This is a genomic window from Serratia sp. B501 (assembly GCF_051172315.1).
GTDB classification, from domain to species: Bacteria; Pseudomonadota; Gammaproteobacteria; order Enterobacterales; family Enterobacteriaceae; genus Serratia; species Serratia ureilytica.
In genome coordinates, this window is sequence record NZ_JBPIZB010000003.1 from 599,157 (window position 1) to 623,831 (window position 24,675).

Below are 24,675 nucleotides of genomic sequence, written 5' to 3' on the forward strand. Positions count from 1 at the left end.
GCTGCGGTTTAGAAGCGCACCTCCCCGCCGAAGATATAAGTCCGCCCACGGGCGGTGTTGGTCGGCGTCTCATACTGCGACTGCGACGGCAGCGAGTTCATCTTGTTCAGCGCGTCCGAATAGTCTCTGTCCATCAGGTTTTGCACGCTGAGCTTCAGCAGCAGATTGCGATTCACCTGATAGGTGCCGTACAGATCGATAATGGTCGGAATATGCGGCGCCGGCTCCTTCAGCAACTGCTCATTCTCATCGTAATCAGAGTCCGGCGACAGGCGCACCGACTTGCCGGTGTATTTCACCACCCCGCCCAGCGTCAGTTTTTCGTCCAGCAGGCGCACCCCGCTGTCCAGCGTGAAGTAGAATTCCGGCAGTTCGCTGATATCGCCCGCGCCGAATACGTTGCTGGCCTGGTTGGTCGGCTGGGAGGTATGCTCCTTGCTTAACGACAGTTTGGTGAAGGCGAAACCGGCGTCGTACAGCGCTTCAAGCTCCACCCCGCGCGTTTTGACCGGATCGGGAGCATTGCTGTACATGGTCATGCTGACGTTGATGTCCGCGTTATCCCACTCTTCCTGCGTCGCCTGCGAACGGTTGCACTTCTGACGGTTTTTACACACCAGGTAGGTTTGGCTGGATATGTAGTTTTTGATCTTGGTTTCGAAATAGACCGCTTTCAGTTGGAAGCTGTCCTGCTTGAACAACAGATCGTGGGCATTGGCGTTGAACCCGCCCTGCCAGGTCTCCGCTTTTTCACCCTTCAGGAACGGGTTCATCGACTGGCCGCCGCTGTTGGCGAAGAACACTTCCTGGATATTCGGCCCGCGCATCGACTTGCTGTAGCTGACGAACGGCTGCAGCCACGGCGTCACCTGCGCCGACAGCATGACCGACGGGTTGAAGCCGTGTTCGTTGCGGTTGATAGTGCCGGCGCCCTGAGGGAAGCACTCTACGCGCTCATCACAGGCCGGCTTGTAGCCGGAGAGGCGATAGGCGGTGTAGTTCAGATCGAAATTTCCCTGCCAGATGCCGTAGTTGGCCTGCAGGCCACTGTACAGGCTGGAAATATCTTGTTTGCCGGCAATGCCCACCGGCATGCTTTCCGCCTGATCCTGATCCGTCACCAGCCCGGATGCCTTTTTCTTATACTCGTTGCGCACCAGCTTGCCGCCGTAGCTGAAGGCGAAATCAATATCCCGCAGGCTGAAACGGCTGGTGTTGTTGATATCCAGCGCATCGGAAATGTTTTTCGCCGTGCTGTCGCTGAACCCCGCCATGTTGTTGGACATGAACTTCTGCTCACCGCGGCTGGTGCTGGCGGTCAATTTGAAATCGATCAGTTCCGAGAACGGCGCGTAGTGATATTTGAGGTAAAAATCGTCGCTGTCGATGTGGCGGCGGGTGATTTTATTCTGGTAGCTGCGCGCCGACAGTTCGATGCTGTTGAAGGCATCGGGCTTGATGTCCACTTTGAACAGCTGGGATTTCGGGTTCTGGCGGTAGGTTTTATCGACGTTGAACATCTCGCTGTCGAAACCGGCGCCGTTTTTGTAGTTGGAGGTGATGGAGCTGCCGCTGATCGCCGCCATCGCCCCCAGGCTGCCGCCGTCGGCAAAGGCGGCGGTTTTGGCGCCCACGGCGATCATGCCGCTGCGGCCGATGCCGTTATTGCCCACCGAGAACTTGGTGCGCACGCCGAAGGGGTTGTCGGAAAACACCACGTCATCGACGCCGATGGTGCGGAAATTGGCGCTGCCCGCCAAGGCATTCACCCCGTCGGAACCGGTGGCGTTGCCGCGCGCCACGTCGACGCCGACGATAAAGTTAGGATCGATCAGCGCCCCGAACTGGCTGGTGGGCATGCCGCCGTGCGCCGCGTCGCTCGGCGAGTTGCCGTAGTAGTTTTGCGTGATGCCGTCGACCATGGTGTTGACTCGGCCGAAGCCGCTCAGGCCGCGAATATTGACGCTGACCGATCCCTGGCCGGGGTCGATCTGGGTATAGGTGCCCGGCATGCTGCGCAGAATGCTGTCCACCGACTCCAGATTTTGGTTCTCGTCGCGCGAGCTGAACGCGCCTGGCCTCGCCAACGCGTCTTTTTCGCTGCTTTTGCCGCCGTCGGCGGCCGAGACGTTGAGCGGGCTGAACGCCACGCTGCCTTTATTGTTTTCCGCCTGTTCCTGCGCGGCCACAGCCTGCCCGTGCAGCACCAGTCCCGCGCCGATCAGGCTCGCTATCATTTTAATTTTCATATATCCCCAGAAATAGCCAATAAGGTTTGATGGCCGACAATGCCCAGCAAAAAGCCCGCCGAAAGCGCGGTAAAAGATTGTTATTGTTTTATTGCGCCGCAGCGTGCCGCGGCGCTGAAGGTTATTTCTGCGCCTGCCGATCCGCCGCCAAAATAAAGGCGTACTCCAGCGCGCCGTTTTCCAGCCGCGCCAGGCGGCCCGATTTGCCACCGTGGCCGGCGGTCATGTCAGTGGCGAGCAGCAACAGCGAATCGCCCTGTTTGAAACGCCGCAGCTTCGCCACCCATTTGGCCGGTTCCCAATACTGCACCTGCGAATCGTATAAACCGCTGGTGACCAGCAGGTTCGGGTAACGCTGTTTGCGCACATTGTCATACGGGCTGTAGGACTTCATCAGCGCATAGGCGGCCGGCTGGTGCGGGTTGCCCCACTCCTCGTATTCGCCGGTAGTGAGCGGAATGCTGTCGTCCAGCATGGTGGTCACCACGTCGACGAACGGCACCTGCGCCACCACCGCGTTGTACAGCTGCGGCGCCTGATTGATCACCGCCCCCATCAGCAATCCGCCGGCGCTGCCGCCCATGGCGTAGACGCGTCCCGGCTGGCCGTAGCCGCCGTTGATCAGCGCCTGGGTGGCGTCGATGAAATCGTTGAAACTGTTCGGTTTGTGCGTCAGCTTGCCCTGTTTGTACCAGCTCTGCCCCAGTTCGCCGCCGCCGCGCACGTGGATCAGCGCATAGACGAAGCCGCGATCCAGCAGGCTGATGCGGTTGGCGCTAAACGCCGGATCCATGCTCATGCCGTAAGCGCCATAGCCGTAGACCAGCAGCGGGTTATGGCCGTTCTTGAACAGCGACTTGCGATACACCAGCGATACCGGCACCTTCACGCCGTCGCGCGCCGCGACCCAGATGCGCTCGCTGTGATACAGGCTCGGATCGACGCCTTTCACTTCCTGCTGCTTGAGCAGAGTGCGCTCGCCCTTGTTCAGGTCCCACTCATAGGTGCGGGTCGGCGTGGTCATCGCCGAATAGCCGTAACGCAAACGATCGCTGTCCGGCTCCGGGTTATAGCCCAGCCAGGCCATGTAGCTGGCGTCGTCGAACGGGATGGCACGTTCGGTTTTGCCGTCCCAGCTAATTTGCCGCAGCTGCACCAGCCCGTTGGCGCGCTCCTGCACCACCAGCCAGTCGCGGAACAGGCTGAAGCTTTCCACCTCGTGCTGCGCCTGCGGCGCAATCAGCGTCTGCCAGGGGTTGCCCGCCGCCGCCGTGCGGTACAGGCCAAAGTTCGGATCCTGATGGTTGGAGCGCAGGTAGAATTCGCCGCGGTAGTGATCGAGGTAATACTCGCGGCCGTTCTGCCGGGCGGCGAACAGCTGCGGCTCGCACTGCGGCTGGTTGGCGTCGATCAGGCGCACTTCGGACGTGGTGTTGCCGCTGATGGTCAGAATCAGGTAATCGCGCGAAGAAGAACGGCCGAGGCTGAGGTAGAAAGCCGGATCGTTTTCCTGATACACCAGTTTATCTTCCGCCGGCGGCGTGCCGTACTGATGGCGGTAGACCTGGTACGGCAGCAGCGTTTGCGGGTGATTGCGCACGTAGAACAGGGTTTGGCTGTCGTTGGCCCATACCATGTTGCCGGAGGTGTTTTCCAGCGTTTCCGGCGACCAGCGTTCGCTGTCTATCTCGCGCAGGGAGATGCGGTATTGGCGGCGGCCCTGCATATCTTCGGCCACCGCCAGGCGGCGGTTGTCCAGGCTGACGTCCAGCGCCCCCAGGCGATAATAGGCATGGCCGGCCGCGCGCTGATTGGCGTCCAACAGGGTTTGCCACGGCGCGTCGGCGGTGAGCGCCTGGCGCTGATACCGCGCGAAATCTTTACCGGCGGCATAGCTTTCCTGATAGCGATAGCCGTTGAGCTGATACGGCACCGAACGATCGTCAGGGTTCATGCGGCCCAGCATCTCCTGATACAGCGTGGCGCGCAGCTTCTGGTACGGCGCCATCATCTGCTCGGTGTAGCGGTTCTCCGCCTTCAGGTAGTCCAGCACCTTCTGTTCTTTTCGGCTGTCGTCGCGCAGCCAGTAGTAATCGTCGGTACGCGTCTCGCCGTGGGCCGTCAGCGCTTTCGGCGCCCGTTCCGCCAACGGCGGCTGCGGTTGCGCCAGCGCGGCGCCGGCGATGCCTAAAGAAAGCCAGAGCGCGGCCGCGATGCGACGACGCGGAGTAAATAACAGCGGATTCATAATCCCTCACGAAGTTTGAAGAGGCGCACGACGGCGATGCGGCGCCTGCGGGCATTAACGGCGGGCATTCAGCTCCGCCAGATTGAAATCGATCGGCATCGTCACCTTGACGGCCCCCTGCTGCAGCATATCCGGCGGCGGCGGCGGCAACGGCTGGGCGCGCGACACCACCGCCACCGCTTCCCGATCCAGCGACGCGGTGCCGGAACGCACCTGCAGCATGACGTTCGAGACCCGTCCCTGCGCGTCAACGCTGAAACTGACCTGCGGCATGCCGCTGCGCCGCCGGCTGCGGGCATCCAAAGGGTAATCCTTGATGCGGTTCAGTTTGCCTTTCACCAGGCTCTCCCACGACAGTTTGGCCTGCGCATTGCTGTTGGCGTCGCTGTTGATCGGGGCGGCGGTCTGGTGGGAGATCGTCTGCGCCTGCGGCGCGGCGGCGCTGGACGCGGCGGCGTTGCGCGTCTCTTTGGCCTGTTCTTGCGGCTTCGGCTGCGCTTTTTGCGGGGGACGGTGTTCGGCGCGCTTCTTCTGCGCCGTCACGATTTTTGCTTTATCGGCGCGCGCCAGCTTGGGCAGATCCGGTTGTTGCTGCTGCTCCGCCGGCTGCGCCGCAGCGGATTCCGCCTGCTGCACGCCCAGCGGCAACGGTTTGCTTTCCGGTGCTTCAATCTGCGCCGCCCAGCTCATCATCACCGCCGGCGGCGGCAGCTCGACCGGCTCGAGCGCCGTCTGCGGCCAATAAAACAGCAGCACCAACGCCGCGTGCGCCGCCAGGGCGAGCAGCAAGCCGCGCGCCCAGCGCGGCTGCGGCAGCGCAAAGGCCGGAGGGGGATAAGACTGACTTAACATAGGGGCATTAGCTTACTTAATTGCGAATGATTGCAGATCACATTTACTAATGATAATCATTTGCAATTATAATTAACACCCCTTTTCACTGCCTTAACGTATTCATTTCACTGATGGTGTGATCCACAGGTAGTCCGCCGTGTGCGCGTCAACCTGTACGCCCGGTTCCGCCAGCATCAGCACCGTCGGCGCCGCCGCCGGTTGCAGATCCCGCACGTGCAGCGGCACGCCCACCGATTTGGCGGCGTGATAACCGCCGGCGATCAACAGCGCGGGCGTCGGCGCCGCCAGCAGGCGCTCCGCCATGCGCCTATCGCGCTGCTGCTGGATTGCCAACATCGCATGCAGCTGCGCGGCCTCAATCTGGCCGCCGTGCGAAGTGCGGATAGTCTCTTCCAGCGCCTTGCGCACCGCCGGCTGCGACGAGAGCTGCCCCGCCGGGAACTGCGGCTGCTGATAGAACGCCGCGATCTCGCTGCGATCCAGGTTGGCCGACCACAGCGGGTAAGGCGCGCGCATCGCCGCCATCGTCACCCCGCCATACAGCGCCCATTTCCAGCCCGGCTGCCAGGCGATCAGCTCCGCCACGCGGCCGTCACGCACCGTGGGATCGCTCTGCAGCCACTGCTTGACTTTGTCGACCTGCGCCTGCTGGTTCGGGTTGATCATCTCCATCAGCACGCTGCCCTGCGGCCGCCGTTGCGGCAGCTGCTGCACCAGCCATTGCTCAATCTGATGGTGGTAAGGATTGTCATGCTTTTCCCCGACGATCACCCGCGGCTGCTGAGCCAACCGCGTCAACAGCTGCTCGGGCGTCAGGGTCGCGCCGGTGTGCAGATCGGTGATATTCCCCATGCTCGCGACGTCGCTGGCCGGCGTCTTCACCGGCGTTTGGCTGCAGGCGCCGAGCGCCAACGCCGCCAATAAAATCAGATATCTCATCATGTTGCCCCATTAGCGAAAATGGCGACATTATAGATAATAATTATCATTTGCATATAGATCTGGCCTGACGATTTTTTTACGCGGCGATCGCCGGTGACGCATTGCGTTGAAACGGCATTGCGGGTATAACCAATAGCCATTCAGATATTTAGACGTCTATACGGATAGATTATTATGCACTCATCGGCGCCCGCCGCAGGGCAGTTCAAACGCAGCATGAAGGCCCGGCACCTGGTGATGCTGTCGCTGGGCGGCGTGATCGGCACCGGGCTGTTTTTCAACACCGGCTACATCATCTCCACCACCGGCGCGCTCGGCACGCTGCTGGCCTACCTGATCGGCGCGCTGGTGGTGTATCTGGTGATGCTGTGCCTGGGCGAGCTGTCGGTGGCGATGCCGGAAACCGGCGCCTTTCACGTCTATGCTTCGCGCTATCTGGGGCCGGCCACCGGCTATGCCGTCGCCTGGCTGTATTGGCTCACCTGGACGGTGGCGCTCGGCTCCAGCCTCACCGCCGCCGGATTCTGCATGCAGTACTGGTTCCCGCAGTCGCCGGTGTGGCTGTGGTGCCTGATCTTCTGCGCGGCCATTTTCCTGCTTAACGTGGTGACCACCCGCTTTTTCGCCGAAAGCGAATTCTGGTTTTCGCTGATCAAAGTGGTGACCATTCTGGCGTTCATCATACTGGGCGGCGCCGCCATGTTCGGTCTTCTGCCGATGAAAGACGGCACGCCGGCGCCGTTCCTGCATAACCTGACCGCTTCCGGCTGGCTGCCGCACGGCACGCTGCCGATCCTGATGACCATGGTGGCGGTGAACTTCGCCTTCTCCGGCACGGAGCTGATCGGCATCGCCGCCGGTGAAACCGAGAACCCGGAGAAAGTCGTGCCGCTGGCGATCCGCACCACGGTGATCCGCCTGATGCTGTTCTTTATCGGCACGGTGTTTGTGCTGGCGGCGCTGATCCCCATGGATCAGGCGGGGATCGTCAAAAGCCCGTTCGTGCTGGTGTTTGAACGCATAGGCGTGCCTTACGCCGCCGATATCTTCAACTTCGTGATCCTGACCGCCATCCTGTCGGCGGCCAACTCCGGCCTGTACGCCTCGGGGCGCATGCTGTGGTCGCTGGCCCACCAGCGCACCCTGCCGGCCTACTTTGCGCGCGTCAATGCGCGCGGCATTCCGATCAACGCCCTGACCTTCAGCATGCTCGGCGGCGTGCTGGCGCTGCTGACCAGCGTGATCGCGCCGGATACGGTGTTTGTCGCCCTGTCGGCGATCTCCGGCTTTGCGGTGGTGGCGGTGTGGCTGAGCATCTGCGCCGCCCACTATGCTTTCCGCCGCGCCTATCTGCGCAGCGGCCAGCCGATAAACGGCCTGAAATACCGCGCGCCCGGCTACCCATTGACACCGATCCTCGGCTTTGCGCTGTGCCTGCTGGCCTGCATCGGGCTGGCGTTCGATCCGGAGCAGCGCATCGCGCTCTACTGCGGCCTGCCGTTCGTCGCCTTGTGCTACCTCACCTATTTCCTGACCCGGCGCGCCGGGCAAAAAACCGCTTTGGGAGAACAACATGTCGGTTAATAACCCCGTCGCCCGCCTGCTGGCCGAACACCCCACGCTGATCCTGGACGGTGCGCTGGCTACCGAACTGGAAGCGCGCGGCTGCGATCTGGCCGATCCGCTGTGGTCGGCCAAGGTGCTGATTGAAAATCCCGAGCTTATCTATCAGGTACACCTCGATTATTTCAACGCCGGCGCCCAGTGCGCTATCACCGCCAGCTATCAGGCCACGCCGCAGGGCTTCTTGCGCCGCGGCCTGGATCAGGCTCAGTCGCTGGCGTTGATCGCCAAAAGCGTGCAGCTGGCGCAGCGCGCGCGCCGCGATTATCTGGCCACGCACCCGCAGGCGGCGCCGCTGTTAATCGCCGGTTCGGTGGGCCCGTACGGCGCCTATCTGGCCGACGGCTCGGAATACCGCGGCGACTACCGGCTGGCGCAGGATGACTTCATTGCCTTCCACCGCCCGCGCATCGCCGCGCTGGCCACCGCCGGCGTCGATCTGCTGGCCTGCGAAACGCTGCCGTCGTTTGCTGAACTGCAGGCGCTGCTAACGCTGCTGCAGGAATTCCCGACGCTCGGCGCCTGGTTCGCCTTCACCCTGCGCGACAGCCAACACCTCAGCGACGGCACGCCGCTGACGGAGGTCCTGTCCGCGCTGCGCGGCAATCCGCAGGTGTTGGCCATCGGCATCAACTGCATCGCGCTGGACAAGGTCGCCCCGGCGCTGCGTCAGCTGAGCGCGCTGGCCGACAAACCGCTGCTGGTCTACCCGAACTCCGGCGAGCACTACGATGCGGTGAGCAAAACCTGGCACGCCTGCGGCGGCGAACACGGCAGCCTGGCCGATCAGGCGACGGCGTGGCGCACGCTCGGCGCACAATTGATTGGCGGCTGTTGTCGCACTACGCCGCAGGATATTCGCGCCATCGCCGCGCGCTGCAAGGCATAAAAAAGCCCCCGGCGCCAACGGCACAGGGGGCCAGTCATTCAACCCGGGCTTACAGCGGTTCGGTCTGGGCTTCCACCACCGCCAGCGCCACCATGTTGACGATGCGGCGCACCGAGGCGATCGGCGTCAGGATGTGCACCGGTTTAGCCACCCCCATCAGCACCGGCCCGACGGTCACCCCTTCCGAGCAAGAGACGCGCAGCAGGTTGTAGCTGATGCGCGCCGCTTCCATGTTCGGCATGATCAGTAGGTTGGCCGAGCCTTTCAGCGGGCTGTCCGGCATCAGATCGTGACGGATGCTTTCCACCAGCGCGGCGTCGCCGTGCATTTCACCGTCGATCTCCAGCTCCGGCGCCAGCTCGTTCACCAGCTCCAGCGTTTTACGCATCTTGCGCGCCGCCGGGCAATCAGACGAGCCGAAGCTGGAGTGAGACAGCAGCGCCACCTTCGGCTCGATGCCGAAACGGCGCACGGTTTCCGCCGCCATCAGGGTGATCTCCGCCAGCTGTTCCGGCGTCGGATCGTCGTTGACGTAGGTGTCGGCGATGAAGGTGTTGCCGCTCGGCAGCAGCAGCGCGTTCATCGCGCCGGCGACGTGCGCGCCTTCACGGAAGCCGAACACGTTCTTCACTACGTCGTAATGCTCGTGGTAGCTGCCGATGGTACCGCAGATCATCGCATCCGCTTCACCGCGGTGCAGCATGATGGCGGCGATCAGCGTCGGGTTGCCGATCACCGCGCGGCGCGCCTGCTCTTGCGAAACGCCGCGGCGTTTCATGATCTGGTAGTACTCGCCCCAGTATTCGTTGAAGCGCGGATCCGACTCGTTGTTCACCACTTCGAAATCTTTGCCCGGCGTCAATTGCAGGCCCAGCTTTTTCAGGCGCATCTCGATCACGCTCGGACGGCCGACCAGGATCGGGAAGGCCAGCCCCTGCGACACCAGCTCTTGCGTGGCGTGCAGCACGCGCTCTTCCTCGCCTTCCGCCAGCACCACCCGCTTCACCTCTTTGCGCGCCTGGGAGAAGATCGGTTTCATGAACAGATTGGTTTTGTAGACGAACTCCGCCAGCTTCTCCACGTAGGCGTCGAAGTCTTCGATCGGGCGCGTCGCCACGCCGGAGTCCATCGCCGCCTTGGCCACCGCCGGCGCGATCTTGACGATCAGACGCGGATCGAACGGTTTCGGAATGATGTATTCCGGCCCGAAGGAGAGATCCTGATCGTCATACGCGGAGGCCACCACGTCGCTCTGTTCCGCCAGCGCCAGATCGGCGATGGCATGCACGCAGGCGAGCTTCATCTCTTCGTTGATGGTGGTGGCGCCCACGTCCAGCGCGCCGCGGAAAATGAACGGGAAGCACAGGACGTTGTTCACCTGGTTCGGGTAGTCGGAACGGCCGGTACAGATGATGGCGTCCGGGCGCACCGCTTTGGCCAGCGGCGGCAGAATTTCCGGTTCCGGGTTGGCCAGCGCCATGATCAGCGGATCGCGCGCCATGGTTTTCACCATATCCTGCGTCAGCACGCCCGGGCCGGAGCAGCCGAGGAAGATGTCGGCGTTCGGGATGGCGTCGCCCAGCGTGCGTTGGCCGTTATCCTCGATGGCGTAGGCGGCTTTGGTCTGTTCCATATTGGCGTCGCGGCCTTTATAGATGACGCCCTTGGAGTCGCAGACGGTGATGTTCTGTTGACGCAGCCCCAGCGCCACCAGCAAGTTCAGGCAGGCGATGGACGCCGCGCCGGCGCCGGACACCACCAGCCGCACGTCGGAGATGTTCTTCTTCACCACGCGCAGGCCGTTGAGCACCGCGGCGGTGGTAATGATCGCCGTGCCGTGCTGGTCGTCGTGGAACACCGGGATCTTCATGCGCTCACGCAGTTTCTGTTCGATGTAGAAACACTCCGGCGCCTTGATGTCTTCCAGGTTGATGCCGCCGAAGGTCGGTTCCAGCGCGGCGATAATGTCGATTAATTTGTCAGGGTTATGCTCATCCACTTCGATATCAAATACATCGATACCGGAAAACTTCTTGAACAAAACGCCCTTGCCTTCCATCACCGGCTTACCGGCCAACGCGCCGATATTGCCCAGACCCAGTACCGCCGTGCCGTTGGAAATTACCGCCACCAGGTTGCCGCGCGCGGTGTATTTGTAGGCCGCCAGCGGATCTTCGGCGATCTCGAGGCAAGGCGCGGCGACGCCCGGCGAATAGGCCAGCGCCAGATCGCGCTGGGTCGCCAACGGTTTGGTTGGGGAAACCTGGATCTTCCCTGGGACAGGAAACTGATGGAAATCAAGGGCACTCTGTTTGAGCTGTTCGTCCATTATGGATTCCTTTGTTTTTTGCTTTTATGTTGAGGTAAGGCTTTGAGGCTGCGCCCTGCCGTGGGCCATGGCGCCCAGGTACAATGACAGGGCACAGCCTTGAAGTATAGTGAGAGAAACATCACAAACTTTGAAGCGCGCCATAACCTTGGTCGAAAGACCGTTTTAAAAGTAAAAAAAGAAGGCCTGCGGGACAAGTCAGACAAGCGCCGCCGTCAGCGCGGCGGCAGCGTGGCGCGCCAGGCGTTGAGCGTCTCCACCTGGCCGGCGCAAATGTGTAACGAGGTTTGTAATGCCAGGGCATAGCTCACCGCATCGCCCCAGGTCTCCCCCTGCAACTGCGGCTGCTCACAGGGAGCGAATACCGACTCAGGGGGCAACAGCGGCATGGCCTGCGGCGCCGGTGGCCGGGCGCAGGAGCTCAAGCACAGTGCCAGGCAGAGGCCGAGCGGCGCAGGGATCGTTTTTAATCGCTTCACGGTATTTCCTCTGATAAGCCTCGTGTTGCTGGCGCAGCTGCTGTTCCTGCTGCTGCTGCGCCGCCATCAGCGCGCGGTTTTGCGCGTCCTGTGTCTGCAAGGTGGCGATAAGCCCCGCCTGCTGCGCCAGGCTTTTTTGCAGTTCCGCCGCCTGTTGTCGCGCGGACGCCAACTGGTGCGACAACAGCGAGCTGTAGCCGCCGAGGCAGATGGCCGCCAGCAACAACAGCAGCAACCCGCCCTGCATCAGTTTTTGCAGCCAGCCGCTCATGCCGGATAGTCCCGGAACGGCAGTTGGAAGTGCGGGCCATCCTTGAGGGTTTTCCACTCGCCACCCCATTCGACGTTGATGCCGCATTCACGCGCCGCGCGCCGCACCGCCACCGCAATTTGCGCGTAGTAATCCCACTCCCAGGAGACCACGCCCGCCGGCATCGCCACCACGTCCACCGCGTGTCCGGTCAGATGGCGGCTGCGCAGCGTTTGGCTGTTGCCGGCGCGCACCATTTCCCGCTGGCGCGCCATGCTGCGCAGCCCCTCGCTGACGGAAAATGGCACCAGGGAATAGCGCAGCGCCAGACGAATAACGCGCACCAGATCCGGATGCACGCCGCGCAGGTTCTCTTCGCTGCGGGCGGTAAAGCGAATCTCTTCGATGTCATTTAACATTTTTAAACCCCGTTTTTTTGCCGATGAATTTTTTAATTAAGGCGTTGATGTAATCCGCCCCCATAAAGCCAATCAATACGCTGGCCAAATTCGCCCAGTTTAATTCCAGGCCCATCAACGCCAGCGCATCGCGCACCGTCCAGGCCAATAACGCGCACATCGCCGCATTCAATAAACGTCGCCGAATACCCACGTTGCGATAGGCGCCGTGTAATAGCGCCATCACGCCGGCCAGAATGGCGTTCAATACCGGCTGAAGATATTCACATACTCGCTGGACTATTAAGCCAACAGCGTCAGGCTCTATGCTGGACATAGCTCATCTCCTTTTTTATTTTTAATTAAATGCCAATCACGGCCGGTGGGACATCGGATACTCAGAATCTAGTTAAGGATGCTATTACAAAGCAAATGAATAAATACAGGCCCTATGGTCGAATTCATTCATGCTGAATGCTGGCACAACACATAAACGCCAAGGCAGGCGGCAGTGAATAAAAAATTTATTCTTATCGTGATTTGTTTCGACTGTTATTTCTGCGAAAAATAAACATTAATGGCAACGGGAAATATTTCCCCATTCAAAAACATCCACTCTGGAGAAATGCCATGTCCACACGTAAAGCCGTTATTGGGTATTATTTTATTCCGACCAACCAAATCAATAATTACACCGAGACCGATACGTCTGTCGTGCCGTTCCCGGTTTCCAACATCACGCCGGCCAAAGCCAAACAGCTGACGCACATTAACTTCTCGTTCCTGGATATCAACAGCAATCTGGAATGCGCCTGGGATCCGGCCACCAACGACGCCAAGGCGCGCGATGTGGTCAACCGCCTGACCGCGCTCAAAGCGCACAACCCCAGCCTGCGCATCATGTTCTCCATCGGCGGCTGGTACTACTCCAACGATCTGGGGGTGTCGCACGCCAACTACGTCAACGCGGTGAAAACCCCGGCGTCGCGCGCCAAGTTCGCACAATCCTGCGTGCGCATCATGAAGGATTACGGCTTCGACGGCGTAGACATCGACTGGGAGTACCCGCAAGCCTCGGAAGTGGACGGTTTCATCGCCGCGCTGCAGGAGATCCGCACCCTGCTGAACCAGCAAACCGTCGCCGACGGCCGCCAGGCGTTGCCGTACCAGTTGACCATCGCCGGCGCCGGCGGCGCCTTCTTCCTGTCGCGCTATTACAGCAAGCTGGCGCAGATCGTCGCGCCGCTCGATTACATCAACCTGATGACCTACGATCTGGCCGGCCCCTGGGAGAAGATAACCAACCACCAGGCGGCGCTGTTCGGCGATGCGGCCGGGCCGACCTTCTACAATGCGCTGCGCGAAGCCAACCTGGGCTGGAGCTGGGAAGAGCTGACCCGCGCCTTCCCCAGCCCGTTCAGCCTGACGGTTGACGCCGCGGTGCAGCAACACCTGATGATGGAAGGCGTACCGAGCGCCAAAATCGTGATGGGCGTGCCCTTCTACGGCCGCGCCTTCAAGGGCGTCAGCGGCGGCAACGGCGGGCAATACAGCAGCCACAGCACGCCGGGCGAAGATCCGTATCCGAACACCGATTACTGGCTGGTGGGCTGCGAAGAGTGCGTGCGCGACAAGGATCCGCGCATCGCCTCCTATCGCCAGCTGGAGCAGATGCTGCTGGGCAACTACGGCTATCAGCGGCTGTGGAACGACAAGACCAAAACGCCTTACCTGTATCATGCGCAGAAAGGGCTGTTCGTCACCTATGACGATACCGAGAGCTTCAAATACAAAGCGAAATACATCAAGCAGCAGCAGTTGGGCGGCGTGATGTTCTGGCATCTGGGGCAAGACAACCGCAACGGCGACCTGCTGGCCTCGCTGGATCGCTATTTCAACGCCGCGGACTACGACGACAGCCAGCTGGATATGGGCACCGGGCTGCGCTACACCGGCGTCGGCCCCGGCAACCTGCCGATCATGACCGCGCCGGCTTATGTGCCGGGCACCACTTACGCGCAGGGCGCGCTGGTGTCCTACCAGGGTTACGTCTGGCAAACCAAATGGGGTTACATCACCTCGGCGCCCGGTTCTGACGGCGCCTGGCTGAAGGTGGGCCGCGTGGCGTAAGCCGTAAAAAAACCCCGTAGCCGAATGCTGCGGGGTTTTCATTGAGCTAACCGTTTGATTTTCGCGTCCCTTCGTCTCTATTCCTTCAGTTGTGGCACCAAGGATAACCGCCATCCCGCACCACTTCGCGGCCCATCAGGCTGTAGACATCGCTTTTGCGCGTCAGCCGCTCATGCCACCAGTTAAACCCGGCGCCCTTGCTGGCCGGGTGCCACGCCAGCCAAATCATTTCGTCCCCCTTTTGCATCTCCACCGGCACCGTCACCAGTTCACCGCTGGCCAGTTCCTTTTCAATCAGCGCAGGCGGCAGAAAAGCGTGGCCGATGCCGCGCTTGAGCAGCGCCAGATTGCTTTCCACATCGCATACCACCAACTGACGCTGCAAGGGCAGCGTGCCGTGATTGCGTTTGGGCAGCTCATGGCTGCTGTCGGCGATCACCACCACGATGTCGTTCAACCGCTGTTTCTTGCACACCGGCTTTCTCTGCGCCGCGAACGGGTGCGAAGGCGACACGCACAGCACAAAGTTGAGCTTGCCGAGCATCAGGGTTTTGGCCTGCACGCTGTCGGGAATTTGGCCGATGGCGATGATCAGATCCGCCCGGTTGTTCTTCAGCGCATCCCAGGTGCCGTTCAACGCTTCTCGCTGCACCGAGATACTGGCGTTCGGGCAATGCTGAATATAGTCGCGGATATCCTGCGTCAGGGTTTCCAACGGGAAGAAGGTGTCTACCGCCAGGCGGATATTATTGTCCAGCTTGGGGATGTTGCGCACCCGGCTTTCCAGATCCTGCACCGCATTTAATATCCAGCTGCCTTCCTGCAGGAGAAATTCCCCTTCATCCGTCAGGGTAATCATGGGGCCATTGCGATGAAAAAGTTTCACGCAGAGTTTGCTTTCAATATTGGAAACCCGATAAGAGATCGCCGAAGGCGTTTTATGCAGCGCCTCCGCCGCCATAGAGAAAGAACCGGTGCTCTTGATGGTGCTGATTATTTTAATCGCGTCCAGGGATAATCTAGTCATACAAATTCCTCTTTAAAATAAAATAAGAAAAATGACACTAAATTCCCAAGGTGGTGGCGCACAAAAATCGATCAAATCGAACAAGGGTACTCATAGCAACAAGCAATATACTTCATAAATGAGAGCGCTATCTTAAATACTATTCATCACGACCTGATATAAAATTCATCATAGCGCCCTACTTTTACACAGCGACAGTTAAATAAATTCAGCCTAACGATCAAAGATCGTCATCATAATAATTTTCGTTAATAGCCGTTAAAACATTCCGCTCTATCGCACGACCAGAATGATAAAAATAAAACAAGCCGACAAGAAGGGTTATTTCTAATTGCGTTATTAGTCTCTCATTTTGTCGGTGAAATACGCTCAACTTACAACATAATTTCAGTCAGGAGTGACTTATGAACAAAACTTCCCGTACCCTGCTCTCTCTGGGCCTGCTGAGCGCGGCGATGTTCGGCGTTTCGCAACAGGCGAATGCTCACGGTTATGTCGAGTCACCGGCCAGCCGCGCCTACCAGTGCAAACTGCAGCTCAACACCCAGTGCGGCAGCGTGCAGTACGAACCGCAGAGCGTCGAAGGCCTGAAAGGCTTCCCGCAGGCCGGCCCGGTTGACGGCCATATCGCCAGCGCCAACAAGTCCACCTTCTTCGAACTGGATCAGCAAACGCCGACGCGCTGGAACAAGCTCAACCTGAAAACCGGCCCGAACTCCTTTACCTGGAAGCTGACCGCGCGTCACAGCACCACCAGCTGGCGCTATTTCATCACCAAGCCGAACTGGGACGCTTCTCAACCGCTGACCCGCGCTTCCTTTGACCTGACGCCGTTCTGCCAGTTCAACGACGGCGGCGCCATCCCTGCCGCGCAGGTCACCCACCAGTGCAACATACCGGCAGATCGCAGCGGTTCGCACGTGATCCTTGCCGTGTGGGACATAGCCGACACCGCCAACGCCTTCTATCAGGCGATCGACGTCAACCTGAGCAAATAATCGGTCAAATGAGGAGATCGTTGAGGGTTCAGCCTGGCGCTGAACCCTTTTTTGCGGGTGTCGCTATTGCGACATATTGAGGATAGTGCGCACATTGAGCGCGCTGGTGGCGATAATGTCGATGGCGCCGGTGCGCAACGCGCCCAAAATCGCCAGCGCCTTGGTATTCTCGGAGGCAATGGCGATCACGCACGGAATTTTGCGCAGCTCATCAATGCTCAGCCCAATCACACGGTCATTCATCACCGTATCGACATGCTGCCCTTGGGCATTGAAAAAGTCATAGCCGGCGATGTCGCCGATCACGCCCTGATTAAGGCTGGCGTCGATAATCTCGTGCGGCGTAAACCACCCCAATTTCACCATATAACTGTTTTCATTCATGTCGCCAATGCCGACTAACGCCACATCGGCCTTACGCGCGCGATCCAACGTTTCCTTGATCGTGCCATTCTGCATGAAGGCGTCTTTCAGCGCGCGATTTTCGACGTAGGCCGGCGCGTAAAGCGTCTCGCTGCTGCCGCCGAACTTCTTCGCCAGACGCCGGCTGATATGGTCGGCGTTGATCGCATCGCCCGGACGGTGAGTGCCGCCGATGCCGCAGATGAACTTGCAGTTGCGCTCCGTCACGCTGCCGACGTGATCGGCGATCGCCGCCACGTTGCGCCCCTGCCCGACCGCCAACACCATATCGTCTTTCAGCGACATCGCCAGGTAGTTGGACACCAGCGCCGCCACTTGCCGACGCTGTTCCTCTTCGTCCTGATGATCGAGCGCGATCAGCGCGCGGCTGATGGGAAAACGTTCCATCATCTGCTGTTCCAGCCGGGTGCTGAACACCGGGTGATAACGCACGTTGATCTCGACGATGCCTTCTTCCTTGGCGCGCTTGAGCAAACGACCGACTTTGATCCGTGAGATGCCGAACTTTTTGGCGATCTCTTCCTGCGTGATCTCATCCTGATAATAAGCAACGGCGATTTCGGTCAGCAGTTCGTTATCCTGGGACACAGTTTGTTTTTCCATCCGTTAGACGTTTCCCCACGGCAGGCCGGTTAATCATGGCGGAGGGACGATACACGCCCCTCCGACAATGCTGAATGCCCGCTAGTATAACGCGATCAGGCGGCAACGGTATTCAGTCGTTGCTCCACCTCGTCCGCCAATCGGGTCAAGAGCAGACAGCAAGATACCGCGCCGGCATCCAATACGCCGCGCGAACGCTCGCCCAGGCGGCTGGCGCGGCCGATTTTCGCCACCAGCTCGCGCGTGGAATCGCGCCCGCGCGCCGCGGCGCTCCTCATCTGTTCCAGCGCAGCGGCGAAGTCGTCACCGCGCCCCGCCGCCTGCTCAAACGCCGCTACCGCCGGTATCAGCGTATCCATCAGACACTTGTCCCCCACGCCCGCGCTGCTGATGTCCTGCAGTTCGCGCAATCCGCCGTGCAACATCGCCAAAAATGCCTGCTTATCCAGCACGCTGCGCTCGCGCACGCTCTCCGCCATGCCCATGAACAGGCTGCCGTACAACGGCCCCATCGAACCGCCGATGCCCTCCATCAGCGCATCGGAAACCGCATCGAACGCCTGCGCCAACGTGAGCTCGCGGCCGCGAATGGCATCGCCGCACATCGCGAATCCCTTCGACATGTTAATGCCGTGGTCGCCGTCGCCGATGGCGCCGTCGATTTCGCTCAGGTATTCGCGGTTGCTGACAATGGTTTCTATCAGCCCCGTAACGATCTCACTGCCGTACCGGGTTGAAATTTGTTCCGTCATGATTCACTCCACCTTGGTTAAGCCTAAAGATTGCGCCGGCATGTCCAGCAGCGTTTTCAGTTCGTCATCCAGCGTCATCAGCGTCAGCGTCACGCCCATCATTTCCAGCGACGTGAAGTAATTGCCGACGTAGCGCCGATGCACCCGCACGCCTTTCGCCGTCAACCGACGCTCTATTTCGGCATAATAGATATACAGCTCCATCACCGGCGTGGCGCCAAGCCCGGAGATCAGCAACGCCACCTCCTGCCCCTGTTCCAGCGGCATGTCGTTGAGCACGAAATCGAGCATGGTGCCGGCCATCGCCGACGCCGACTGGATCGGCGACACCTCAATGCCCGGTTCGCCGTGATGGCCAATGCCGATCTCCATCTTGCCGTCTTCGATATGAAAATTGGGTTTGCCGACCGCGGGAATGGTGCAGGAACTGAGGCCGACGCCGATCGAACGACACCGGTCGATGGCTTTTTGCGCCGCGCCGATCACGCCGTCCAGATCGTATCCCTTGGCCGCCGCCGCCGCGCCGACCTTCCACATCAGAATTTCTCCGGCCACGCCGCGCCGTTTATCGATCTCACTGGCCGGCGCCGAGGCGACGTCATCGTTGGCCACCACGGTTTTCACCCGTATGCCGGCCGCCGTGGCCTTCTTGATCGCCATCTTGACGTTCATGTTGTCGCCGGCGTAGTTGCCGTACAGGCAAGCGACGCCCGCACCGCTGTCCGCCGCCTTGAAGGCATCGAGAAAAGCCCCCGCCGTAGGCGATGAAAAAATCTCGCCAATCGCGACGGCATCCAGCATGTTTTTGCCGACATAGCCCAGGAACGCCGGCTCATGGCCGGAACCGCCGCCGGTGACGATGCCCACTTTGCCGGCGATCGGCGCCGGCGGATATTTCAACACCCGCGCATTGTCGGTGGCGGCGTAATAGTCCGGGTGGGCCAGCCTATAGCCCTGAATGGCGTCTTCCACTACGTGATCGGGATCGTTAATGATTCTGTTCATCGCGGCCTCTCTGTCGCCTGAATAAGAAATTATTGAATGGTGTAACCGCCGTCGACCACCAGGTTGGCGCCGGTGATCATCGCCGCCGCGTCGCCGGCCAAAAACAGGGCGCTGGCGGCGATATCTTGCGGCTCGGCGAAGCGCCGCAGCGGGATTTTCTGCTTCATCTGCTCAGCCACCTCGCCAGACCAGGCCTTACGGCCCAGCTCCGTCAAAACGACGGTGGGTGAAATGGCGTTGACCCGCACGTTGTGCGGCCCCCACTCCAGCGCCAGCACCTGAGTCAACCCGATCACGCCCGCTTTGCTGGCGCAATAGGCCAGGTGATTCGGCAATGCCACCACCCCGGCCTGCGAGGCGAGATTGATGATGCTGCCGCCGCGCTGACTAATGAAACGGCGGCCCACCGCCTGGCAGGTAAGAAACACGCCTTTCAGATTGACCGCCAGGGTTGCATCCCACGCCGCTTCCGGCAGTTCCTCAGCGGGATGCAGCGCGACGATGCCGGCGCTGTTGACCAGCACGTCCAGCTGCCCGAAATGCGCCTCAATCTGCGCCACCGCCCGCTCCACCGACGCGGCATCGGTGACGTCGGCCACGACGCCCACCGCCGCCTCGGCGTCCAGCTGTCGCGCCACTTCAGCAACCTGCGGCGCACGATCGAGCAGCGCCACGCGCGCGCCGTTTTGCAGATAGCGTTCGGCGATAGCGAGGCCGATCCCCGCAGCACCGCCGGTAATCAGCGCCACCTTGCCCTTTAGCGAGAGCTCGCGCGGCGCCGTAGTTTGATGATTAATCATAAATTTCCCCTTAAAACTGTGAACTTCACCCTCGGTCAGGATATTTTCGCCAAACTCGCGCCGCGTTCTTCCTGCGCCGTCGCGCTTTCTTTCGGCAGCGTGACAAATTTCATCAGCACGCCGCTGAACAGGTACAAACCGGTAAAGATCCAGATCACGCCAACGGTGCCGAGGCTGCCGATAAACAGCCCCACCACCGCCGGGCCGACAAAGGTGCTCAGGCCGGCGCCCAGATTGAGAATCGACATCGCCGCGCCCTTATTGTCCGGCGCCAGCGACGGCATGATGGCCGACAGCGGCACGAACGCCGCCAGGCAGGCGCCGAACAAACCGGCGGCGCAAACGGTCAGCAGGTAGTTGGCGCCGAAGAATTGCGGCACGTAGTAGAACATCAGCGTGGTCAAGGCACAGCCGACGCAGCCAAACCACATCACCACATTGCGCCAGCCGAGCCCGTCGCTGATCACGCCGAAAATCAGGTTGAAAATGATGTTGACCGTCCACAGCGCGGCGTACATCTGCAGCCAATGCGTGCGGGTGAATCCCATATCCATCATGTACATGGGCATGAATACGACGAAGCCGTATGCCGCGGAGGTATTAATGGTGCGCACGATGCCGCCCAGGCCGATCTTCGGGTTTTCAAACGCGATGGTGATGCCCTTCAAGACGTAACCCAGCGACGCTTTTTCCCGGTTGCCGCTCTGTGCCGCGCCGTCGTCGCGATTGAGCATCAGCGCAATCACCGCGCCCAGCACGACGAAAATCAGCGCGCTCCACAGCGTGTGGATCTCGCCGAGATAAGGCAGCATGATGCTGGAATACAACACGCCCAGCACGCTGAGCCCGCCGCTGTAGACGAACCAGAAAATCCCCACCGCCGACCCCAGCCTTTCCGGCGGCGCCTCATACGCCACCCACACCAGAAAACCGTAGGCGAACAACGGATAACCCAAGCCGCGCAGCGCATAGGTCGGCACCATGATCGCCAGGTTGTTGCTCGGCAGGCCGAACGTCAAAAAGCACACCGAACCGAACAGAAACAGCAGCAGGCCGGCCAACATCACCCGCCGGGCGGTAAAGATTTCCGCCAGCACGCCGGAAAACCAGGCGGCGATCGCGGCCGCAAAGCCATAAACGCTGAACAGCAGCGCCGATTCCTGAATGCTCAGCCCCTTGCCGATCAAATAAGGCGACAGCCATCCTTGTTCCAGCCCTTCGCCCATCATGAACACCAACACGCCGGCATAGCCCAGCAGCAGTTTCGGTGACAGACCAATGCGATGAATCAGTCCATGCAACATAGAACACCCCAGCACATGTGATTATGGAGGCGCAGGCTCGCCCGCACCCGAAGAACGATGCAGGTTTCAGAGGTTTGGATTAAGCACCACTTTGATTGAACCGATGCCGCGCTTCATCAGCTCGAAGCCCTCGGCGAACTGTTCCAGCGGCAGCGTATGCGTCACCACGCCTTCGGTCGGCAGATCGCCATTGGCGATGCCTTCGATCACCAGCGGGTAGCAGTAAGGGCCGAGGTGCGAACCGAGCACGTCCAGCTCCTTGCGGTCGCTGATGATGCTCCAGTCGACGGTCACCGGATCCTTGAACACGGAAAATTCCACGAAGGTGCCGAGCTTGCGGATCAGCGTCAGGCCCTGTTCCACGGACTTTTGGGCGCCGGTCGCCTCGATGTAGATGTCGCAGCCGTAGCCGTCGGTCATCGCTTTAACCGCCGCGGGCACGTCGTCACGGGTCGGGTTCAGCGTCACATCCGCGCCGAAGCGCTTCGCCAGCGCCAGACGCTCGTCGGACAGATCCAGCACCACCAGCTTCGAGGGCCCGGACTTTTTGATCGCCCCGATCATGCCCAGCCCCAGGGTGCCGGCGCCGGCCAGCACCACGACATCGCCCAGTTTGATATTGGCGCGTTGCACCGCATGGAAGGAGCAAGCATAGGGTTCGATCAGAATGGCTTTTTCGATCGGCAGATCGGCCGGTACATGATAGTTAATCGCCTCTTTGGTGAACTTCATGTACTCGGCCATGCCGCCATTGACGTTTTTCTGGAAACCGTACAGGTCATGCTTTTCGCACATCCAATACTGGCCGCGGTTGCAGAAGCGGCATTGCCAACAGGGAACGATCTGTTCTGATATCACCCGATCGCCGAGATTGAAGCCCTCGACGCCTTCGCCGTATCCCACCACGTGGCCGATAAACTCATGACCGGGGATCATCGGCGCCTTGATGTATGCCGGTTGTTTTTCATCTCCCCAGAAGCTGGGCGCCCCTTCGAACGCTTTAACATCGCCGGCGCAGATGCCGCAGGCCTCGATCTTCACCAGGATCTCTTTCGGGCCGATCTTCGGTACCGGCACCTGTTCCAGGCGGTAATCTTTCGGGGCGTACGCCACAACCGCCTTCATGATCTCGGGGATACCGTCCGCCATTTTCGCCTCTGTCATGCAGGTCTGACACATAGCACTCTCCTCTGGTAGGGTGACTCTTTATGATCAATAACACAAACAAAGAACAAATGAACACTAACGTCACGCGTTCAATTTGCCCACAGAGAACTTGCCAAACTGTGATATCGCTCAAAAACCCGTCTACATGAGGATAAATAACGATTAAAACCTCTTTTTTAGTGACGAATGTCACCTTTTAAAGGGAGGAACAGAAAAATCAGGCAAAAAACAAAAGAACATCAATTGAACATTTGATTAAACAGGGATACGGTAATGAACGTGGCGCCACCGAGGATCGCCGCCCTTTTCGTTACCAATCAGGAGACCGCTATGCTGCCTATCGCCATCGGCGCCGACGATGCCGCCATTGAACTGAAGGATCTGATCGTCGCCCACCTGCAACGACGGGACATTCCCGTCATTGACTACACGACGGATCGCACCGCAGAAACGGGGATCTATCCCGATATCGCCTATCGCGTCGCGCAGGCGATACGGGAGGAAAAACATCGGCGGGGGATCCTGCTGTGCGGCACCGGCATCGGTATGAGCATCGTGGCCAATAAAGTGCCCGGCATTCGCGCGGCGCAATGTCACGATACCTACTCCGCCCAACGGGCGCGCAAAAGCAATGATGCGCAGATCATCACGCTGGGCGCGCGGGTCATCGGCGCCGAACTGGCGAAAACCATCGTCGATGCCTGGCTGGAATCGGAGTTTGAAGGGGGAGGTTCGGCGCCGAAAGTCGAGCGGATCGGCTATTACGAAAACGCGGTCGGTCGGCGTTAAACCGCCTGCAGTCTCGATGGCGGTCGCGCGCAAGCCGCGCTCCGCCTGGGTTTATTCGTCATTCATTGTTATTATCCATCGCAACAATCAGAAAAAGCGCATTTTCATTCTCGATCCGATGATGCAGTGTGTTCCCCCTATGATGAAAAAGGTTCTCATTTCCCTACGTTGAGCTTGGTCAAGGAGCTTATCAATGAATCAATTAGACGCACTCAAGCAGCTGACCACGGTGGTCGCCGACAGCGGCGATATCGAATCCATCCGCCAGTTCGAACCCCAGGACGCCACCACCAACCCTTCGCTGATCCTGAAAGCCGCCGCGCTGCCGCAGTACAAAGCGCTGATCACCGAAGCGCTGGAGTATGCCCGCCGCCAGGGCGGCAGCAAGGAAACCCAGCTGATCAACGCCAGCGATAAACTGGCCGTCAATATCGGCGTCGAGATCCTCAAAAGCGTGCCGGGCCGCATCTCCACCGAAGTGGACGCCCGCCTGTCGTTCGACCGCGGCATGTGCGTCGCCAAAGCGCGCAAACTGATCGGCATGTATCAGGAACAGGGCATCGACAAATCGCGCATCCTAATCAAGCTGGCTTCCACCTGGGAAGGCATCAAAGCCGCCGAAGAGCTGGAAAAAGAAGGCATCAACACCAACCTGACGCTGCTGTTCTCCTTCGCTCAGGCCCGCGCCTGCGCCGAAGCCGGCGTGTATCTGATCTCGCCGTTCGTCGGCCGCATCTATGACTGGTACCAGGCTAAACAGCCTGCCGCCGACTACGACGCCGATCAGGATCCGGGCGTGAAATCGGTGCGCACCATCTATGAATACTACAAGCGTCATCGTTACCAGACGGTGATCATGGGCGCCAGCTTCCGCAAAGTTGAGCAGATCCTGGCGCTGGCCGGCTGCGATCGCCTGACCATCGCGCCGAACCTGCTGGAGCAGCTGAAAAACAGCGAACAGCCGGTCGAGCGCAAGCTGACCCCGTCGACCGAGGGCTTCCACCAACCCGCTCCGCTGGCCGAAGCGGAATTCCGCTGGCTGCACAATCAGGACGCCATGGCGGTAGAAAAACTCGCCGAAGGCATCCGCCTGTTCGCCGTCGACCAGCAGAAGCTGGAAGACATGTTGGCCGCTCAACTGTAATCGCACTGGAGTTTCGTTATGTCTTCTCGTAAAGAGCTTGCCAACGCCATCCGCGCACTCAGCATGGACGCCGTACAAAAAGCAAATTCCGGCCACCCGGGGGCCCCTATGGGCATGGCGGACATCGCCGAAGTCCTGTGGCGTGACTACCTCAACCACAACCCGACTAACCCGCACTGGGCTGACCGCGACCGTTTCGTGCTCTCCAACGGCCACGGCTCCATGTTGATTTACAGCCTCCTGCACCTCACCGGCTACGACCTGCCGATGC

At 60.1% G+C, this 24,675-nt stretch carries 22 protein-coding genes and 1 pseudogene; 7 read left to right on the forward strand and 16 right to left on the reverse strand.

Going from position 1 to position 24,675, the window contains the following annotated elements; translation table 11 throughout:
* Nucleotides 1–8: 8 nt before the first annotated feature.
* The 4 genes from ACSBQV_RS13460 to ACSBQV_RS13475 all read right to left on the reverse strand — a co-directional run bounded on the left by ACSBQV_RS13460 (nt 9) and on the right by ACSBQV_RS13475 (nt 6,291).
* Nucleotides 9–2,249 (reverse strand): TonB-dependent receptor domain-containing protein, encoded by a 2,241-nt coding sequence (locus tag ACSBQV_RS13460; RefSeq protein ID WP_089192101.1) that lies wholly within the window; start codon nt 2,247–2,249, stop codon nt 9–11.
* Nucleotides 2,250–2,370: 121 nt separating this feature from the next.
* Complete coding sequence (locus ACSBQV_RS13465; RefSeq protein WP_099782507.1) at nt 2,371–4,497, reverse strand: S9 family peptidase; 2,127 nt, start codon at nt 4,495–4,497, stop codon at nt 2,371–2,373.
* Between the two features lie 54 nt (nt 4,498–4,551).
* Nucleotides 4,552–5,349, reverse strand: coding sequence for an energy transducer TonB family protein (locus ACSBQV_RS13470; RefSeq protein ID WP_099782506.1), 798 nt, complete (start codon nt 5,347–5,349; stop codon nt 4,552–4,554).
* A 102-nt stretch (nt 5,350–5,451) separates the two neighbouring features.
* Complete coding sequence (locus ACSBQV_RS13475) at nt 5,452–6,291, reverse strand: ChaN family lipoprotein (RefSeq protein WP_099782505.1); 840 nt, start codon at nt 6,289–6,291, stop codon at nt 5,452–5,454.
* Nucleotides 6,292–6,468: 177 nt separating this feature from the next.
* On the opposite strand from ACSBQV_RS13475, the gene mmuP reads away from it, so the two are divergent.
* Nucleotides 6,469–7,878: an S-methylmethionine permease gene (gene mmuP, locus ACSBQV_RS13480; protein ID WP_099782504.1), complete on the forward strand. Its 1,410-nt coding sequence runs from the start codon at nt 6,469–6,471 to the stop codon at nt 7,876–7,878.
* Nucleotides 7,868–8,806, forward strand: a complete 939-nt coding sequence (gene mmuM, locus ACSBQV_RS13485) for a homocysteine S-methyltransferase (RefSeq protein WP_099782503.1) — start codon at nt 7,868–7,870, stop codon at nt 8,804–8,806. Before mmuP ends, mmuM begins: the two co-directional genes overlap by 11 nt.
* Before the next feature lie 49 nt (nt 8,807–8,855).
* On the opposite strand, the gene maeB is transcribed toward mmuM, so the two are convergent.
* From maeB to ACSBQV_RS13510, 5 genes are all read right to left on the reverse strand, one after another.
* On the reverse strand, nt 8,856–11,135 hold the full coding sequence (gene maeB, locus ACSBQV_RS13490; protein WP_016926766.1) for an NADP-dependent oxaloacetate-decarboxylating malate dehydrogenase: 2,280 nt from the start codon (nt 11,133–11,135) through the stop codon (nt 8,856–8,858).
* Nucleotides 11,136–11,350: 215 nt separating this feature from the next.
* Entirely contained in the window at nt 11,351–11,524 is a 174-nt protein-coding gene (gene lysC, locus ACSBQV_RS13495; protein WP_004936544.1) for an Rz1-like lysis system protein LysC, read from the reverse strand.
* Nucleotides 11,505–11,885, reverse strand: a complete 381-nt coding sequence (locus ACSBQV_RS13500) for a DUF2570 family protein (protein ID WP_099782501.1) — start codon at nt 11,883–11,885, stop codon at nt 11,505–11,507. The genes lysC and ACSBQV_RS13500 overlap by 20 nt, the downstream gene beginning before the upstream one ends.
* Complete coding sequence (locus tag ACSBQV_RS13505) at nt 11,882–12,283, reverse strand: M15 family metallopeptidase (RefSeq protein ID WP_033643981.1); 402 nt, start codon at nt 12,281–12,283, stop codon at nt 11,882–11,884. The genes ACSBQV_RS13500 and ACSBQV_RS13505 overlap by 4 nt, the downstream gene beginning before the upstream one ends.
* Nucleotides 12,273–12,599 carry a phage holin, lambda family gene (locus ACSBQV_RS13510; RefSeq protein ID WP_033643982.1) on the reverse strand — a complete coding sequence of 109 codons (327 nt, stop codon included), beginning with the start codon at nt 12,597–12,599 and terminating at the stop codon, nt 12,273–12,275. Before ACSBQV_RS13510 ends, ACSBQV_RS13505 begins: the two co-directional genes overlap by 11 nt.
* Nucleotides 12,600–12,892: 293 nt before the next feature.
* Here ACSBQV_RS13510 and ACSBQV_RS13515 point away from each other — a divergent pair, with 293 nt between their 5' ends.
* Entirely contained in the window at nt 12,893–14,392 is a 1,500-nt protein-coding gene (locus ACSBQV_RS13515) for a glycosyl hydrolase family 18 protein (RefSeq protein ID WP_099782500.1), read from the forward strand.
* Between the two features lie 85 nt (nt 14,393–14,477).
* On the opposite strand, the gene ACSBQV_RS13520 is transcribed toward ACSBQV_RS13515, so the two are convergent.
* A complete protein-coding gene (locus tag ACSBQV_RS13520; protein ID WP_025303805.1) occupies nt 14,478–15,419 on the reverse strand; it encodes a LysR family transcriptional regulator in 942 nt (313 codons plus the stop codon).
* Between the two features lie 404 nt (nt 15,420–15,823).
* On the opposite strand from ACSBQV_RS13520, the gene ACSBQV_RS13525 reads away from it, so the two are divergent.
* Entirely contained in the window at nt 15,824–16,417 is a 594-nt protein-coding gene (locus ACSBQV_RS13525) for a lytic polysaccharide monooxygenase (RefSeq protein WP_046896233.1), read from the forward strand.
* Between the two features lie 63 nt (nt 16,418–16,480).
* Here the strand turns inward: ACSBQV_RS13525 and ACSBQV_RS13530 are convergent, their stop codons facing one another.
* The 6 genes from ACSBQV_RS13530 to ACSBQV_RS13555 all read right to left on the reverse strand — a co-directional run bounded on the left by ACSBQV_RS13530 (nt 16,481) and on the right by ACSBQV_RS13555 (nt 22,483).
* Nucleotides 16,481–17,443, reverse strand: a complete 963-nt coding sequence (locus ACSBQV_RS13530) for a sugar-binding transcriptional regulator (protein WP_004936575.1) — start codon at nt 17,441–17,443, stop codon at nt 16,481–16,483.
* A gap of 95 nt (nt 17,444–17,538) precedes the next feature.
* Nucleotides 17,539–18,195 carry a dihydroxyacetone kinase subunit DhaL gene (gene dhaL, locus ACSBQV_RS13535; protein WP_099782499.1) on the reverse strand — a complete coding sequence of 219 codons (657 nt, stop codon included), beginning with the start codon at nt 18,193–18,195 and terminating at the stop codon, nt 17,539–17,541.
* 3 nt (nt 18,196–18,198) lie between these two features.
* Nucleotides 18,199–19,200: a dihydroxyacetone kinase subunit DhaK gene (locus ACSBQV_RS13540; RefSeq protein ID WP_099782498.1), complete on the reverse strand. Its 1,002-nt coding sequence runs from the start codon at nt 19,198–19,200 to the stop codon at nt 18,199–18,201.
* Between the two features lie 29 nt (nt 19,201–19,229).
* Nucleotides 19,230–20,000, reverse strand: a complete 771-nt coding sequence (locus ACSBQV_RS13545; RefSeq protein WP_099782497.1) for an SDR family oxidoreductase — start codon at nt 19,998–20,000, stop codon at nt 19,230–19,232.
* A 35-nt stretch (nt 20,001–20,035) separates the two neighbouring features.
* Complete coding sequence (locus ACSBQV_RS13550) at nt 20,036–21,304, reverse strand: MFS transporter (protein ID WP_004936588.1); 1,269 nt, start codon at nt 21,302–21,304, stop codon at nt 20,036–20,038.
* 66 nt (nt 21,305–21,370) lie between these two features.
* On the reverse strand, nt 21,371–22,483 hold the full coding sequence (locus ACSBQV_RS13555) for an MDR/zinc-dependent alcohol dehydrogenase-like family protein (RefSeq protein ID WP_033643987.1): 1,113 nt from the start codon (nt 22,481–22,483) through the stop codon (nt 21,371–21,373).
* Nucleotides 22,484–22,801: 318 nt separating this feature from the next.
* Here ACSBQV_RS13555 and rpiB point away from each other — a divergent pair, with 318 nt between their 5' ends.
* The 3 genes and pseudogenes from rpiB to ACSBQV_RS13570 all read left to right on the forward strand — a co-directional run.
* Nucleotides 22,802–23,260, forward strand: coding sequence for a ribose 5-phosphate isomerase B (gene rpiB / locus ACSBQV_RS13560; RefSeq protein ID WP_033643988.1), 459 nt, complete (start codon nt 22,802–22,804; stop codon nt 23,258–23,260).
* 193 nt (nt 23,261–23,453) lie between these two features.
* Nucleotides 23,454–24,404, forward strand: coding sequence for a transaldolase (tal, locus tag ACSBQV_RS13565; RefSeq protein ID WP_016926754.1), 951 nt, complete (start codon nt 23,454–23,456; stop codon nt 24,402–24,404).
* A gap of 18 nt (nt 24,405–24,422) precedes the next feature.
* Nucleotides 24,423–24,675: pseudogene (locus tag ACSBQV_RS13570) on the forward strand (transketolase); the annotation flags it as partial.

Excerpts from the sequence above, each read along its gene's own strand:
- ACSBQV_RS13475 (WP_099782505.1), bottom strand. The coding sequence starts at position 6,291 with ATGAGATATCTGATTTTATTGGCGGCGTTGGCGCTCGGCGCCTGCAGC.
- ACSBQV_RS13465 (WP_099782507.1), bottom strand. The coding sequence starts at position 4,497 with ATGAATCCGCTGTTATTTACTCCGCGTCGTCGCATCGCGGCCGCGCTC.
- ACSBQV_RS13470 (WP_099782506.1), bottom strand. The coding sequence starts at position 5,349 with ATGTTAAGTCAGTCTTATCCCCCTCCGGCCTTTGCGCTGCCGCAGCCG.
- ACSBQV_RS13555 (WP_033643987.1), bottom strand. The coding sequence starts at position 22,483 with ATGTGTCAGACCTGCATGACAGAGGCGAAAATGGCGGACGGTATCCCC.
- ACSBQV_RS13550 (WP_004936588.1), bottom strand. The coding sequence starts at position 21,304 with ATGTTGCATGGACTGATTCATCGCATTGGTCTGTCACCGAAACTGCTG.
- maeB (WP_016926766.1), bottom strand. The coding sequence starts at position 11,135 with ATGGACGAACAGCTCAAACAGAGTGCCCTTGATTTCCATCAGTTTCCT.
- ACSBQV_RS13505 (WP_033643981.1), bottom strand. The coding sequence starts at position 12,283 with ATGTTAAATGACATCGAAGAGATTCGCTTTACCGCCCGCAGCGAAGAG.
- ACSBQV_RS13460 (WP_089192101.1), bottom strand. The coding sequence starts at position 2,249 with ATGAAAATTAAAATGATAGCGAGCCTGATCGGCGCGGGACTGGTGCTG.
- rpiB (WP_033643988.1), top strand. The coding sequence starts at position 22,802 with ATGCTGCCTATCGCCATCGGCGCCGACGATGCCGCCATTGAACTGAAG.
- dhaL (WP_099782499.1), bottom strand. The coding sequence starts at position 18,195 with ATGACGGAACAAATTTCAACCCGGTACGGCAGTGAGATCGTTACGGGG.
- ACSBQV_RS13530 (WP_004936575.1), bottom strand. The coding sequence starts at position 17,443 with ATGGAAAAACAAACTGTGTCCCAGGATAACGAACTGCTGACCGAAATC.
- tal (WP_016926754.1), top strand. The coding sequence starts at position 23,454 with ATGAATCAATTAGACGCACTCAAGCAGCTGACCACGGTGGTCGCCGAC.
- ACSBQV_RS13540 (WP_099782498.1), bottom strand. The coding sequence starts at position 19,200 with ATGAACAGAATCATTAACGATCCCGATCACGTAGTGGAAGACGCCATT.
- ACSBQV_RS13545 (WP_099782497.1), bottom strand. The coding sequence starts at position 20,000 with ATGATTAATCATCAAACTACGGCGCCGCGCGAGCTCTCGCTAAAGGGC.
- ACSBQV_RS13515 (WP_099782500.1), top strand. The coding sequence starts at position 12,893 with ATGTCCACACGTAAAGCCGTTATTGGGTATTATTTTATTCCGACCAAC.
- mmuM (WP_099782503.1), top strand. The coding sequence starts at position 7,868 with ATGTCGGTTAATAACCCCGTCGCCCGCCTGCTGGCCGAACACCCCACG.
- mmuP (WP_099782504.1), top strand. The coding sequence starts at position 6,469 with ATGCACTCATCGGCGCCCGCCGCAGGGCAGTTCAAACGCAGCATGAAG.
- lysC (WP_004936544.1), bottom strand. The coding sequence starts at position 11,524 with ATGCCGCTGTTGCCCCCTGAGTCGGTATTCGCTCCCTGTGAGCAGCCG.
- ACSBQV_RS13525 (WP_046896233.1), top strand. The coding sequence starts at position 15,824 with ATGAACAAAACTTCCCGTACCCTGCTCTCTCTGGGCCTGCTGAGCGCG.
- ACSBQV_RS13500 (WP_099782501.1), bottom strand. The coding sequence starts at position 11,885 with ATGAGCGGCTGGCTGCAAAAACTGATGCAGGGCGGGTTGCTGCTGTTG.
- ACSBQV_RS13510 (WP_033643982.1), bottom strand. The coding sequence starts at position 12,599 with ATGTCCAGCATAGAGCCTGACGCTGTTGGCTTAATAGTCCAGCGAGTA.
- ACSBQV_RS13520 (WP_025303805.1), bottom strand. The coding sequence starts at position 15,419 with ATGACTAGATTATCCCTGGACGCGATTAAAATAATCAGCACCATCAAG.